We start from the raw sequence: 14,580 nt of genomic DNA, 5'->3' as shown, positions 1-14,580 counted from the left end.
ATATGATCTGTTTAAGTTTAATCAAAACCACCAAGCCTTATGGGTTCCTTTACTGAAGGCCATTCTACGGGCTTACCGGTTTTTGAATTTATAGGCAGTTTAATTTTTTCCGCCGATGCTTTCTCAGGGTCTTCGCTTGCCATATAGGTCATAATTGCGATGAGTGCCACATTGTTCTTCACATCCTCGAACACGATTTTATCATAGGTATCGCGCTGTGTGTGCCAGGTGTAGTTGCCGTAAGACCAGCTGCTGGAAAGCAGGAAAAACGCCGGAACGCCAGCCGCTGCAAATGAATAATGATCGCTGCCGCCGCCAAACGGAGAGCCTGGGAAGGTGTACTTAATTTCCTTGGTAATACTTTCTGGTGCAGCATTTACCCATCTTTGCAGGTAGTCGTAAGAATTTAGGAAGCCATTGCCATTGATGCTTTGGATTCTTCCCGTACCGTTATCCTGATTGAAGACAGCCTGAACCTTCGGCATTTTCTCTCTATGCTGCCATACGAAGCCGCGGCTTCCGTTCAGCCCCTGCTCTTCGCTGCCCCACAAACCAATCAAAATGGTGCGTTTCGGGTTTGGGTAATACTTTTTCAGAATGCGTGCCACCTCCATCATCGTGATGGTTCCCGTGCCGTTGTCCGTAGCACCTGTGCCACCATCCCAGGAATCCAGGTGTGCGGAAAGTATCACATACTCATCAGGCTTTTCGCTGCCCTTTATTTCGGCTACGGTATTAAAGGTCGGCGCTTTGCCATGGTCCTTACTATTGGTCACCAGCCTTACTTTCGGCGTGGTGCCGTGCTGAATCATCCTGTAGAGCTGGCCGTAATCTTCTAGCGAAATATCCATCACTGGTATTTTCTTCGTACCTGCTCCAAAGATTTTATTCACGCCAAAACCACGGCTCCAGTTGCTCCAGATAATGCCCACTGCACCGGCTTGCTCCAGCGGTTTGTTTATGTTTCTCCAGGAATGCCCGATGTTCTCCAGGGATTTATTCCAGGCGGCGTTTCGCTCGTCGGCTTCTTTTTTATACTTCGCAAAAGTTTCTGCAGAAGCCCATTCCTTCCAGTTGTACTCTGGTCTTCCGGTTGGCTGGTATTGCGATGCCATCACGATTTTCCCCTTAATCGTAGGAAGCCAGGCGTTAAACTCTTCTTTGGAATTAAAGACCGGCATTGCCACCAAATCTGCCGTTACGCCTTTGTTTCCTGTGGCAGGGCTCCACGCCAATTGCATGCCTTCCAGAGATTTGGTGTAGGGGTAAAGCATCTCTGCATTAGAAGTTAGCCTTTCCCAAGATTTCCACTCCCCCCATTTTTCATTCCTTGCAGGGATGCCCCAGGAATTGAATTTCCGCACCGCCCAATCGTGTGCCTGCTGCATCTTGGGTGAGCCTACGAGTCTTGGCCCGATGCCGTCCAGCAGTTCGTACGCCAGGGTTTCCAGTTGAGAATTATTGTAGGTTTCCGTCATAATGTTCTGCACCATTTGCTGCTGCGAAACCTGAGCGGAAGCCATCGTAAAAACGAAGGCGGAAGCCACTGTGAAAAATTGCGATACCATTCTCATAAACCTCAATTTCAAAGGATGAAATTACGGAATTTTTGTTAAAGCCGGAAATATTTGCTGAAAATCTCTTGCCTTTTCTCCACTTTCAGTATCATCTCTTCAAATTTTTGTGGATATTCTGATAGTAGTAAATGCAGCCGTGTCAAATCAAAGATAATAAATAACCAGCTAAAGAACCGCCGAGAACTACAAAGGCGCTGTTTAGTTTCCGGTATCGGAAGGCAATGGCGATACTTAGTACGGCAATGAGGATTGCGCGCCAATCATTGATGGTTTCTGTGCCCATTTCTATACAAACCGCGGCAATCAAAGCAACAGAGGCTACATTGACCGCGTCCCGAAAAGCGGAAAATTGCCTGGAATTCCGCAGCTTTTTTACAATGAAACTGAGCATCGCTACAAAGACAAACGACGGCAGAAAAATCGCAAGCGTGGAAATCGCCGCTCCGCTGAAGCCGTTTATCTGATACCCAATGAATGTGACCGACGAAAATACGGGGCCTGGCGTGAATTGCCCCACAGCAATCGCATCTATTAATTGCTGCCTGGTGAGTATTCCGGCAGAAACCAGTTCGGTATCCAGGAAGGCAAACAGTACATAGCCACTGCCGTAAAGTATCGACCCGATTTTCAGGAAAATCCAGAAAAGCTGGGCATTAGTTGCAGAAATCTTGGCAGCATTGGGAATTTGCAACAACGCAACCGGCAGGAAATTCTTCAGAGTTTCATTATTCCCATTTTTGATGAATGCCAGGCAAAGCGCTGCGATACCTGCACCGAACATCAGGGATATCTCGCTGATTTTGAAGAGGGCTCCCACGAAAACCAGCAGCCCGATGATTTTTAACTCGGAAGTTTTCAGAGATTTTTTGGCAAGCGGAAATACGGCTGCCAAAATAATGGCGATGATTGCCGGTTTTATGCCATAGATGAACGGCTGCACTTCCGGTAGCTGCCCGAATTTTTTGTAGAGGTACGCAAAGACTCCGGTGACAAATACGGCTGGCAGAATAAAGCAAAGACCGGCTACTAAGGGCAATATTATGAAATAATTGCCTTTCCTAAGCAGGGTCCCCCATTAAAGATTTTCTTCCACGAAGTGGCTGCAGTAAACTTTTATCTGCTGGCGCACAGTGCTGAACTGCTCTTTTATCTCGTCTTCGCTGCCACTTGCTTTGGCAGGGTCGGCAAAGTTCTGGTGAAATTTTTTCGCTTGTGAAGGGAATATTGGGCATCGCTCCTTTGCATTATCACAAACGGTGATCACAAAATCAAAATCCACATCAGCGTATTCATCAATGTTGTTTGAGGTATGCGCCGAAATATCTACACCGTCTTCTAACATCGTTGAAATAGCCCGCGGGTTTACACCGTGTGTTTCCACACCTGCACTGTAGATTTCCGCCTTGTTTCCTGCAAAATGTCTCAGGTAGCCTTCAGCCATCTGACTTCTGCAGCTGTTACCAGTGCATAGCACTAAAATTTTCTTCTTCGCCGGTACACCTATATCCATAATATTGCTATTTCATTTTTAGCAGCAGCCGCTTCCTGGCGTACAATTGTTGGTTTTTGAATCTTGCAATTCCGATAGATTGATTTTTTTCTTTGCCGGTGGTATTCCGCACTTGTCCTTGGCTAAACAATCTGTCTGCAGGGCAGTTAGCAAAAAGTTGCTTCCGTCGAAATCCAGCCCGTAGCAGCATATAGTTTCTTGCTGATACTCTACAAGAACCTCCAGATCTTCACCTTCGTTGAAAAGCGGCTGGGCAACGGATATGATCTGCAGAAATTTTTGCGGCTCCAGCCTATGCTCAAAATCATCTGCCGTCCAGATTTGAAAGCAGATGCTTTTATGAGTCCGCATCGTTCCGCCGCAGTCCACGAAATGCTTCGTCACCAGGCCAGCTTCTGTAATGTGAAAGTGCTGCGGCACGGGGCGTCCATCTTCCAGCACGAAATTGAGTTGTGGTACTGTTTTCAGGATTTGTTTTAATTGGTATAGTTTCATTATTATAAAAATTTTATTAGCAACAGTTATTTTCCATTTTCGATAATTTTACAGAGACTTCTGCAAAGTATCCCTGTATCTCTTCAAGCAATTTCTCATTGATGCAATAGCATACGGCATTTCCCTCAATGCTACCCTTGATTAATCCTGCGTTTTTAAGTTCCTTCAAATGTTGGGAAACCGTGGGCTGAGCGAGCGGCAGACTGCTGACAATATCGCCGCAAATGCAGCTTTCCACTTCCATCAACACTTCCATAATCGCCAGCCTTGCAGGGTGCCCCAGCGCTTTAAAGATTGTGGAAATTCTGTTTTGCCTCTCGGTGTAATGTTCCGTTTTAGATGCACCCATCGGAATAATGCTTATTTTTATATTGCAATATTACGATAATATTTTTTTAACGATCTATTTTTCCAGCAAGTGTTTATGAACTTTTTAATCCCAGCCTCAGCCTAATCATTAATAATAGTAAATTTACCCGATGAATCAGGACACAATTTGTGCGCTGGCTACGGGAAATGCCGTGGCGGCGCTTGGCATTATCCGCATTTCCGGCAGGGATGCCATTGCCATCGCCAATAAAGTTTTCTCCGGTAAAAATCTTGAAGAAGCGGCAAGCCACACCGTGCATTACGGGTTTTTGCTGGAAGGGCAAAAGCATTTCGATGAAGGCCAAAAGCCAACGGACAAAGGCCTGCAGGCAATTGACGAAGTCCTTATCTCGATTTTCCGTGCGCCGAAGACTTTCACTGCGGAAGATGTGGTGGAAATCTCGTTCCACGGCTCTCCGTTCATCGCAAAAAGAATTCTGGAAGTTTTCGTGGAAAACGGCGCAAGGCTCGCCAAACCGGGCGAGTTTACAATGCGTGCCTTCCTGAACGGCAGAATCGATTTGGCACAGGCAGAATCCGTGGCAGACCTGATTGCGTCCGAAAACGAGGCGTCCCGAAAAATGGCGCTGAACCAGCTAAAAGGCGGAATTTCCCAAGAGATTTCAGACCTACGGAACGACCTGCTGAACTTCACTTCACTCATCGAACTGGAACTGGATTTCGCGGAAGAAGATGTGGAATTTGCCGACAGAACTGCGCTGCTATCGCTGCTACGCCAAATAAAAGCCAGGCTGCACGAGCTGCTGGAAAGCTTCCGCTACGGTAATGCGGTGAAGAACGGCATAAGCGTGGCAATCATCGGGAAGCCGAATGCCGGGAAATCCACACTGCTGAACGCCCTGCTAAAAGAAGAGCGCGCCATAGTTTCCGATATTGCAGGGACAACGCGTGACACCATTGAGGAAATCCTGCACCTGAACGGCACGGCGTTCCGCTTCATAGACACTGCAGGAATCCGCGAAACTACCGATACCATCGAGGAAATTGGCGTGAAGAAGGCCCGTGAGAAAATTGAAACGGCGGACATCCTGCTCTACCTTTTTGACGAGAGCGATTACACTGCGGTAGAAGTCGTGGATTTCATACGGGGAATTCAACGGAAGGATTTACAGATTATCCTGCTGCAGAACAAAACAGATCTGGCGGATAATTCTTCATTTTCAGCCGAAATTACCAAAGCTTTAGTCCCGGATTTTGCCAAGACGCTCATTAAAATTTCCGCAAAAAATCAGACGAATATTGACGAGCTTAAAAGCGAACTTTCCACATTTGTGGATAATCTGAAAACGGAAAGCAGCACGGTGATTACTAATCAGCGGCACTACGAAGCCCTGCAGAAATCCCTGCAATCCATTGAAAATGTGGAGGCTGCCGTGCAGAGCAGCATCACCACTGAACTTCTTGCCTACGAGCTTCGCAACGCCTTGGAAGCCCTCGGCGAAATATCCGGCGAGTTCACCAATGATGAAGTCTTAGGGAACATCTTCTCCAAGTTTTGCATCGGAAAGTAAGTTAGAGAAATTAAATGATTAAATGATTAAAATCCAGCATTTCTTCAAGCGTTACAAAGGCTTTCGCTAAAATTGGGGACGCAAAAGAGATGAATGCGGCTATTTTAGAAAAAAATTTTCCGGGAAGACCTCCCAACACAAAGAAAATCAATATTTTGTTTTTCAGAAAGGTAAATTTGTCTATATTTGCAGTCCGAATTCTAAAATAAGCTAAAAGGACATGACTAAGGCGGAACTGGTAACAATAATTTCTGGGAAGCTCGGTACGGAAAAGAATGAAACTCAGAAAATCATTGAGGCATTCATGCAGGAGATCCGTGGTGCAATGCTAGAAGGCGATAATGTTTACCTGCGCGGTTTTGGCTCATTTATTATAAAAACAAGGGCAGCTAAAACCGGGAGAAACATTTCTAAAAATACGGCAATCGATATCCCTGCACACAATATCCCGGCTTTTAAGCCTGCGAAATCATTCTCGGATAAGGTGAAAGCCAAAGTTCCCGTGAAGAAATAACTCAATTTTTTAAATCTTAAAAATAAAATATAATTATGCCAAGCGGAAAGAAGAGAAAAAGACACAAGGTGGCAACGCACAAACGGAAGAAGAGAAGAAGAGCGAACAGACACAAGAAGAAGAAGTAGCGCTTCCGCGAAATAGAAAATATAGTTGGTGTTTTCCGCCGACTATATTTTATTTTAGCAAAAATTTGCCGGGCGAATGAAGAAAGAACTGATAATCTCTCAGGAAGCGCAGCGCACAGCCATAGCGCTGCTGGAGGACGGAAGGCTTTTCGAGTTTCACGAAGAGGTGGAAAAGAACGAGTTTTCCGTAGGCGATATTTATTTGGGAAAGGTGAAGAAGCTGGCGCCCAACCTGAACGCTGCCTTCGTGAGCATAGGCCACGATAAGGATGCCTTCCTGCATTATCAAGACCTTGGCCCAGATTTCCTGAGCTACAAGAAGTTCATAAAAGATACCTTCGGCAAGAGGCAGCAGAGCGCAAGCCTGAAGAATTTCGAAATCCAGCCGGAAATTGACAAGCGCGGAACGGTGGACAAAGTGCTGGCGAAGGACGATGTAATTCTGCTGCAAATTACGAAGGAAGCCATTTCCACGAAAGGCCCGAGAATTTCCACGCAGCTTTCACTTACAGGCCGCTACCTGATTTTAATCCCGTTTGACGACAAAGTTTCCATCTCGAAAAAAATCCGGAATCCGGAGGACAGAGAGCGCCTGAAAACGCTGATAGAATCGATAAGGCCGGAAGGCTTCGGCGTGATAATACGCACCGTGGCGGAAGGAAAAAAGGTGGCGGAACTTCACAGCGATATGAACCACCTGATCCAAAAGTGGGATTTGATTTTTAAAAACATTGAAAATCAGAAGGTTCCATCCAAGGTTTTGAGCGAAGATGAAAAAGCTTCCGCAATCTTACGGGATAATTTCAATCAAGAATTCGTTTCGGTAATCTGCGATGATGAACAGATGGTGGAAGAGATGAGAAGCTACCTGGAAATCATAGCGCCGGAAAGGAAGGACATTGTGAAGTTTTACGATTCGCACATACCCTTGCTGGAATATTACAATGTGGAAAAGCAGCTGAAGAACAGCTTCGGCAAGCATGTGAACATCCCAAGCTCAAAGGGCGCATACCTTGTGGTGGAACACACCGAGGCACTGCATGTGATAGATGTAAATTCCGGCTCGAATATTTCTGCTGCCGGAACGAACAAGACGCACGGACTGACCGTGAACAAACTTGCGGCTACGGAAGTTGCGCGGCAGCTGAGGCTTCGGGATATGGGCGGAATCATCGTGGTGGATTTTATTGATATGACGAACCCTGAACACCGCCGCGAACTCTACGAGCACCTGAAACTCGAAATGAAGCGCGATAAGGCGCGCCACAAAATTTTGCCGCCAAGTAAATTTGGGCTGATACAAATCACGCGGCAGCGAAACCGCCCGGAAAAGCAAATCGTGACCACGGAAGAAAACCCGAACGCTTCGGGCGAAATTCTGGCACCGATAGTGGTAGTGGAAAGAATGGAAGAAGCCATCCGGAATATAATGCAGACGGAAAAAGGCAAGCTCTACCTGCACACCCATCCTTTCGTGGAAGCCTATTTGACGAAGGGCATCAACAGCATCCAAATGAAATGGTTCCTGAAATACAGAAAATGGGTAACCATAGTGCCTAGGGATTCCTTTAAGTATCTGGAATACAGGCTTTTAAACTCGAAAAAAGAAGAGCTGATTTCCTTCAGCAATTAATCTTCGTAATCTTCCGCCAAACTTTCCAGCGCAAACTGCCTGTTCGCCAGCCTGCGGTTTTCCGCCTGAAGTTCACGCACCTTGTGCAGAAGATTATTTACCATATCAATTCCTGGCAAGTTGATTTCCAAATCATAATGCCAATTGGCAAAGCGCTCGAACGCAGGTAGTTCTTCGTACAGGATGTATGAAATTTCGTTTTCGGTAAAGCTCTTCAGCAGGCCAAAATCCACGAGATCATCTATGAATTTCAGCTCCACATTATAGATTTTCACAAGCTCTTCCCTTGAAATTCTGTCGCTCATTTTCGTTAAGAATTTTTCAGTTGTTCAAAAAGTTCGCGCTGTTTATCCGTAAGGTTTGTTGGCAGCTTCACATCGTACGATACGAATAAATCGCCAAAATTCCCATCTTCCTTGTACACCGGGAAACCTTTTCCGCGAAGCCTCACCGTAGCACCATTTTGCGTACCGGGCTTCACTTTCAGGTTCACGGTTCCGTTCAGCGTTTCCACCTTCACATCGCCACCAAGCACAGCGGTATAAAGGTCTATCGGCACTTTCATCCGCACATCATCACCTACCCTGTCAAAATTCGGATCGCTGGTAATGTTGAAGGTAATGTACAAATCGCCGCTTGGTCCGCCATTTATTCCTGGCTGCCCGTAGCCTTTCAGCCTGATTTGCTGTCCGTCATAAACGCCGGCAGGAATGGTGATGCGCACCTTTTTTCCGTTGATGTCGAAAGTTTGCTGGTGCGTAGCGGTAGCATCCCGCATATTCAGATTGAGCTCAGCATAGGCATCCTGCCCTTTGAATTTTCCGGAAGCACTTCCACGGCTGCTTCTGCCAGAGAAACCGCCGCCAAACATGTTTTGGAAAAACTCGGAGAAATCGCCTTCTTCAAAATTCCCGCTAAAGCCTTCAAAACCGCCACCCTGTGAAGAGCGGTACTGCTGCTGCGCTTTCTCGTACTCTTCGCCGTGCCGCCAGTTTTCGCCGTATTTATCGTACTTCGCACGGTTTTCCGGGTTGCTCAGCACTTCGTTGGCTTCGTTCAATTCCTTAAATTTCCGCTCGGCTTCTTTGTCACCAGGATTTACATCTGGATGAAACTTCCTCGCAAGTTTGCGGTACGCCTTCTTGATTTCATCCGGTGTGGCGGTTTTCGAAACGCCCAGCGTTTTATAATAATCGATGAACACTTTATATTTTAGATTTTTTATGTTAAAAGTTTAGGTTTAAACCACTGTGGCACAGCGTTTTTTTCAATACATCTTCTAAAACACTGAGGCACAAAGTTTTGCATTCTCGTTTTAAATTTAACTAATAAACTTCTCATTCAACGAAACACAGCGGCACAGTGATTTTTTGTTTTATTTAACCTAAAACACCGAGGCACAAAGTTTTCAGAAACCTTTTATTTTTTACTTGGCTTTTAAACTTTTTACTTTTGCTTTTACTTTTTCCCTGGCTCCTTACTTATACGCTTCCACTGCTGCATTCATCAGCTCTACCTGTTTTTGCAGGCTCTCGCTTTTCGGGTTTTTGCGCAGCGTTTCCATCTTCTTTGCCAGCCCGTCTTTCAGCATTTGGCTAATCATCATCTTAGCCTGAGGATTATCGGAAAGCTGTCTACTCGTCATTTTTAAAACCTTCGTTAAATTTTGCGTAGCCTTCAGGTTATCCGTCGTCATAATCATATTGAACGCCGCTTCAGCGGAAGCACCGAGCTTCGCATCCTGAAATTTCACGAAAGGATAGAACGCCGCAACTTGCGCTACAGCAGGCAGCTGATTTTCGATTTTATTCTCAACAATCACCGGGAGCATCGCCATTATCAGTTCTTCATTGGCACCATCCAAATCCAGCTTGTCCGCCAGCGCTGCAACTTTCTCTGGTTCAATTTTGAAAAGCGCGGCAAGCGAATTTCCTTTGACCGAATTGGAAACCGACTGACTGCCCTTTTCAAAAATCGGCAGGTATTTTCTGTCCTTGGTTTTTGCCAAAGCAGAAATTGCCGCCGCCTGAACTAAAGTTTTCGGGTCATTCTGCGCTAATTTTTCCACTTCGGAAAATACAGACTTTTGGACGGAATTTTTCGTTAAATCCAATCCTTGCAAAGCTTTGATGCGAATTCTGAAGTTGGAATCCTTCAATGCTGCCGCAAGAATCTGTTGGGCGATCGCATCGCTGTTATTTTCTGCTGCAAATTCCACGGCTTTCCATCGGCTCAAAAATTCCTTAGAACCCTGATATTGAGCGAGATACTGCGCCGAAGTTTTCTTTTCTTCAATATCGGCAATCAAAATTCCGTCGGCATTCAGATTGACTAAGGTTGGATTGCTTGCTGCCGGAATCGTGAAGCTGTTGCTGGATTTTGCATCCACCCAAACATTCTGCCGGGAAACCTTGCCGCCTTCAAAAACATCGATGGCCAAAGGAAACTGGAAGTGCGGTGTCTGCGTTTGCGAAATGTTCAGCTGCAGCTGTTTTTTCACAGGTTCATAGCTGTAGGTGTAGCTGATTTTCGGATTACCGCTGCCGAAAAACCACTGATTGAAGAACCAGTTCAGATCCTTGCCGGAAACTTTCTCCAGCGCCAAACGGACCTGATGAGCTTCACCGGTTCCAAAGGCGTTCGCCTTCAGGTATTCCGAAATTCCGGCGAAAAACGCTTCTTCGCCCAAATAATTTCGCAGCATATGAAGGATGCCGCCACCTTTATTGTAGCTCACAGCATCGAACATATCTTCCCTGCTCTTGTAATCGAAGCGCACGAGATGCTTATGGTAATTGCCAGGGCTCATTTTATAGCCACGAAGCGCTGACATCATCGTATAATCTGCCAAATCTTTACCATATTTATACTCATTCCACAGATATTCTGAATAATTTGCAAAAGATTCATTCACGGTGAGGTTGCTCCAGCTTTCCGCCGTCACCAGATCGCCAAACCAATGGTGGAAAAGCTCGTGCGCTATCACATCTTCCCATCTGTTTTCATCGATCAAATCTCCTGGCTTCTGCTGAGACATTGCGCTGTGCAGCGTGGCCGTAGTGTTTTCCATCGCTCCTGATACATAATCCTGAGCCGTCATTTGTGCATACTTTTGCCATGGATAATCGTAGTTCAGCAGCTTGGAAAAATACTCCATCATTTCAGGCGTCATCCCGAAAATCTGCTTGGCATAGGATTCGTACTCCTTCTCCACATAATAATCCACCGGGATGTTGCGCCATTTATCGCGAACCACTGCATAATCGCCCACACCCATAAAGAACAGGTACGGTGCGTGCGGCTTATCCATCACCCAATGATCTGTGCGAAGGCTGCCGGCCTCCTTTTTTGATTCCTTCAGAACGCCGTTGGAAAGCGTGACGAATTTATCAGGCACCGTCATTATTATTTCCTGCGTGGTTTTCTGGTTCGGCTTATCAATCGTCGGGAACCAGACGGATGAAGATTCGGTTTCACCCTGCGTCCAAATCTGCGTCATCTTATCCGGATCTTTACCCTGAGCGTTAATGAAGTACAGGCCCTTTGCATCGGAAATCGCTGCGCTGCCTTTCTGCGTGGTTTCGTTTGGCCGCGCTGTATATCTTATGTAAACCGTGTAATCTTCGTTCCGGCTGAAAGTTTTGCCGAGGTTAATTTTCAGCAAATCATCGCGATAATCGTAATTCAGAGGCTGTTTCCTACCCCCGTTTTCCATTGCCACTTCGTGGATGAGCATCGCTTTTGCGTTCAGCACCAGTGAATCGGTTGGGTAGAAATAAGGCTTTGCCGTGAGCCATTCTTCGCCGCTCATCTGCTCTTTCTCGAAATCGAATTTTACCTTCAGCTTCGTATGCTTCAGCTCGGTAGTTTTCGTGTGAGATGCATGGTAAATGCTTTCCCTGCCGGAAGTTTCCGTTTGCGCAAAGGTAAAATCAGCATTGAAAACTGAGCCCAAAAGCAGCGCTGAGAAGAATATTTTTTTCATAATATTTTAAATGTAAAATTACACCGCTACGGGTGCTTTTATGCCGGGATGTGGGTTGTAATCTTCCAGTGTGAAATCTTCATATTTGAAATCGAAAATATTTTTGATTTCCGGGTTCAGAATCATTTTTGGCAAAGGCCTTGGCTCGCGCGAAAGCTGCTTTTTTACCTGCTCGAAATGGTTGCTGTAGATGTGCACATCGCCAAAAGTGTGGATGAATTCGCCCAAGCCCAAACCGCAAACCTGCGCCACCATCATCTGCAAAAGCGCGTAGCTCGCAATGTTGAACGGCACGCCCAGAAAAACATCGGCGCTGCGCTGATATAGCTGCAAGGAAAGCTTTCCATCAGCCACATAAAACTGGAAAAGTGCGTGGCAGGGCGCCAAAGCCATATGGGGAATTTCCGCCACATTCCACGCGGAAACGATGAGCCTGCGGGAATCCGGATTGGTTTTGATTTGCTCTACAACTTCCGAAATCTGGTCGATGGTTTTTCCATCAGCACCGCTCCAGCTTCTCCATTGTGCGCCGTAAACAGGGCCTAAATTCCCATTTTCATCAGCCCATTCATCCCAGATGGAAACGCCGTTTTCCGTGAGGTAGCCGATGTTCGTATCGCCCTTCAGGAACCAAAGCAGCTCGTGGATTATGGATTTCAGGTGGACTTTTTTCGTGGTAACCAGCGGGAAGCCTTCCTCCAAATCGAACCGCATCTGGTAGCCGAACACACTCCTTGTTCCGGTGCCTGTTCTGTCCGCTTTATCGGTGCCGTTGTCCAGGATATGCTGAAGAAGGTTGAGATAGTTTTGCATTGAAGAAGGTTGAGGTTGAGATTGAGAACAATTTACTTCTTCACGAAAACTGAGAAATCGCCCTTCTGCATTGTGAAAGATTTGTTGTCGGAGAAATTCCTGCGGAAGCCGGTGAAATGGTTTTTGAATTCACCATTAATATGATCATCCAAAATTTCAAACGGGACGAAATCTTTCGACATATTTAAAACCACCAAAACTTCATCCCCCCCCTTTTTCCGAAGGTAGGCGAGAATTTTATCATCGGCAGAAGTCTTAACGAAAGAAGTTTGCACCGAAGAATCACCGCCACGAAGCGCAGGATTTTTCTCCCTCAGCTCAAACAATTTTTTGTAAAATTTCGCCAGCTGAAAATCGCCGGTCCAGTTGATTGGGTCTTTCTCGAAAAACTCCAAACGCTTATGGCTTGGCAATTCCTGCCCGGAATACATCAGCGGAATGCCATTCCAGGTGGCGGAAAAAACTGCTAATGGCAGGGCAATATCGCCGTATTTTTCGTACTCCGTACCATTCCAGGTATTTTCATCATGATTGGTGGTGAACCACGCTCTCATCGAACTATCGCCGATTGCTCCGTACCGCATCAGCATTTCGCGAAGCTCCTTCAGCGGCAGATTATTGTGGTAATAATCCCGCGTTTTATGCATCCAGGTCCACGAATAGCTGGCATCGAAAACCTTCCCGTACTCTGGATTTTCCAGCTCATCAAATTCGCCCAGGAAAAACAGCGGCTTCAGCTTCTCAACTTCCGGCCGTGCTTCCTCCCAGAAATCCACTTCCACCCAGCTTGCCAAATCGCATCGGAAACCGTCGATATCCGTTTCCCGCACCCAAAACTTCATCGCATCTATCATCGCTTTCCGCAGTTCAGGGTTGCCGTAATCCAGCTCAATGATGTCATCCATTCCGGAAGCAATTTTGAAGGTGCCGTTTTCCTTCAGGTAATATTCCGGGTGCGTTTTCGTCCAGATATGATCCCAGCCCGTATGATTGGCCACCCAATCGATAATCACCTTAAAGCCTTGGTTATGAGCTTCTTTCACGAGATGCTTGAAGTCTTCCAGCGTACCGAATTCCGGATTTATCGCGGTGTAATCCTGCGCTGCATAAGGGCTTCCCATCGTACCCTTTTTATTTTGCTGAGCGATGGGTGTGATTGGCATAAACCACAGCGTTTGCACGCCCATTTTCCGCAGCCTTGGCAGGTGCTCTTCAAAGGCGCGGAAAGTGCCTTCCTTAGTGTATTGGCGCACATTTACTTCGTAGATATTTCCGCTGTGCATCCAGTCCTTTGGCGTTTCTTGTTTCATAATTTTCTTTTGCGAAGTGCAGGCTAAAAGCGTGGCGCCAAGCAGCGCAGCGCCGGAAAGTTTCAGGATTAAATTCTTTCGGTAAAATGCTAAGCTATTGGTTTTCAAATCTTTAAGTTTTTGTTTAAATTTCATCATCATCGTAGAAGTCGTCGGAAAAATCTGCATCATCAAAATCATCATCGTCATCGAAATCTTCGCCGTAAAATTCTTCATCCAAATCAAAATCTTCAGACTTTGTTTTGTTAAGAAGTGTAGAATCCGTAGACTTTGCGGGTGCCTTCAAAGGAACGGAGCCAAAGCGGAAAACGGTGACGGGATAATTTACAGCGGATTTTCCTTCAGCGGTGCCTATAAGCTCGCAGAAAAACTCCCATAAATCCAGCAGACCGTATTGGAACTGAAGTTTATCACCCTCCTGCTGAAAAACCTCATCTATATAGACATCGGACATTATTTCCCCATCCCCTTCGTCGCTCATATCTTCCAGCGGCACGCTTTTCAGAACCGCACCGTCCTCATCAAAGAGATTGAAGACGCTAAGCTCATCGCCCTGCAGGCTAAATGCGCTCCTGATAGCCTCGTGCAGGTTCCACAAAGTTTGCTTGCCCTTTATTTCTATATCGCGGAATACATCTTCCTTTGTATCCAGAATTACCCTTACTTTATAGATCATTGCTTTTTTATTTTACCAAACACAAAGATAATGCAAAA

At 46.0% G+C, this 14,580-nt stretch carries 14 protein-coding genes; 3 read left to right on the top strand and 11 right to left on the bottom strand.

The features are described from left to right. Positions 1-17: 17 nt before the first annotated feature. From IMZ16_RS10015 to IMZ16_RS09995, 5 genes are all read right to left on the bottom strand, one after another. Complete coding sequence (locus tag IMZ16_RS10015) at positions 18-1,523, bottom strand: M20/M25/M40 family metallo-hydrolase (RefSeq protein WP_193440851.1); 1,506 nt, start codon at positions 1,521-1,523, stop codon at positions 18-20. A 193-nt stretch (positions 1,524-1,716) separates the two neighbouring features. Continuing rightward, positions 1,717-2,613, bottom strand: coding sequence for a chromate efflux transporter (chrA, locus tag IMZ16_RS10010; RefSeq protein WP_227411521.1), 897 nt, complete (start codon positions 2,611-2,613; stop codon positions 1,717-1,719). Positions 2,614-2,652: 39 nt separating this feature from the next. Next, positions 2,653-3,087 carry an arsenate reductase ArsC gene (locus IMZ16_RS10005; RefSeq protein WP_193439918.1) on the bottom strand — a complete coding sequence of 145 codons (435 nt, stop codon included), beginning with the start codon at positions 3,085-3,087 and terminating at the stop codon, positions 2,653-2,655. Between the two features lie 18 nt (positions 3,088-3,105). Beyond that, positions 3,106-3,582, bottom strand: a complete 477-nt coding sequence (locus tag IMZ16_RS10000) for a DUF6428 family protein (protein WP_193439917.1) — start codon at positions 3,580-3,582, stop codon at positions 3,106-3,108. A 16-nt stretch (positions 3,583-3,598) separates the two neighbouring features. Further along, the gene (locus tag IMZ16_RS09995; RefSeq protein WP_193439916.1) at positions 3,599-3,931 is read right to left on the bottom strand and encodes an ArsR/SmtB family transcription factor; all 333 of its coding nucleotides are present in this window, start codon (positions 3,929-3,931) and stop codon (positions 3,599-3,601) included. Positions 3,932-4,061: 130 nt separating this feature from the next. On the opposite strand from IMZ16_RS09995, the gene mnmE reads away from it, so the two are divergent. The 3 genes from mnmE (at position 4,062) to IMZ16_RS09980 (ending at position 7,758) form a co-directional block, all read left to right on the top strand. Continuing rightward, the gene (gene mnmE, locus IMZ16_RS09990) at positions 4,062-5,483 is read left to right on the top strand and encodes a tRNA uridine-5-carboxymethylaminomethyl(34) synthesis GTPase MnmE (protein WP_193439915.1); all 1,422 of its coding nucleotides are present in this window, start codon (positions 4,062-4,064) and stop codon (positions 5,481-5,483) included. A gap of 220 nt (positions 5,484-5,703) precedes the next feature. Then, positions 5,704-5,997 (top strand): HU family DNA-binding protein, encoded by a 294-nt coding sequence (locus IMZ16_RS09985; protein WP_073180588.1) that lies wholly within the window; start codon positions 5,704-5,706, stop codon positions 5,995-5,997. Between the two features lie 204 nt (positions 5,998-6,201). Beyond that, positions 6,202-7,758: an Rne/Rng family ribonuclease gene (locus IMZ16_RS09980; RefSeq protein ID WP_193439914.1), complete on the top strand. Its 1,557-nt coding sequence runs from the start codon at positions 6,202-6,204 to the stop codon at positions 7,756-7,758. Here the strand turns inward: IMZ16_RS09980 and IMZ16_RS09975 are convergent. From IMZ16_RS09975 to IMZ16_RS09950, 6 genes are all read right to left on the bottom strand, one after another. Continuing rightward, entirely contained in the window at positions 7,755-8,063 is a 309-nt protein-coding gene (locus IMZ16_RS09975; RefSeq protein WP_193439913.1) for a chaperone modulator CbpM, read from the bottom strand. The genes IMZ16_RS09980 and IMZ16_RS09975 overlap by 4 nt on opposite strands. A 5-nt stretch (positions 8,064-8,068) precedes the next feature. Next, complete coding sequence (locus IMZ16_RS09970; protein WP_193439912.1) at positions 8,069-8,962, bottom strand: DnaJ C-terminal domain-containing protein; 894 nt, start codon at positions 8,960-8,962, stop codon at positions 8,069-8,071. Positions 8,963-9,235: 273 nt separating this feature from the next. After that, entirely contained in the window at positions 9,236-11,743 is a 2,508-nt protein-coding gene (locus tag IMZ16_RS09965; RefSeq protein ID WP_193439911.1) for a M1 family metallopeptidase, read from the bottom strand. A gap of 18 nt (positions 11,744-11,761) precedes the next feature. Continuing rightward, on the bottom strand, positions 11,762-12,556 hold the full coding sequence (locus IMZ16_RS09960; protein ID WP_193439910.1) for a thymidylate synthase: 795 nt from the start codon (positions 12,554-12,556) through the stop codon (positions 11,762-11,764). A 32-nt stretch (positions 12,557-12,588) separates the two neighbouring features. Then, a complete protein-coding gene (locus IMZ16_RS09955) occupies positions 12,589-14,082 on the bottom strand; it encodes an alpha-amylase family glycosyl hydrolase (protein WP_227411520.1) in 1,494 nt (497 codons plus the stop codon). Then, positions 13,991-14,542 carry an IS1096 element passenger TnpR family protein gene (locus tag IMZ16_RS09950; protein ID WP_193439909.1) on the bottom strand — a complete coding sequence of 184 codons (552 nt, stop codon included), beginning with the start codon at positions 14,540-14,542 and terminating at the stop codon, positions 13,991-13,993. Before IMZ16_RS09950 ends, IMZ16_RS09955 begins: the two co-directional genes overlap by 92 nt. Between the last annotated feature and the right edge of the window lie 38 nt (positions 14,543-14,580).

The sequence above is a fragment of the Cruoricaptor ignavus genome, assembly GCF_014961145.1.
In the GTDB taxonomy this organism is placed as follows: domain Bacteria; phylum Bacteroidota; class Bacteroidia; order Flavobacteriales; family Weeksellaceae; genus Cruoricaptor; species Cruoricaptor ignavus.
This window is presented reverse-complemented; position numbering and strand designations above follow the sequence as displayed.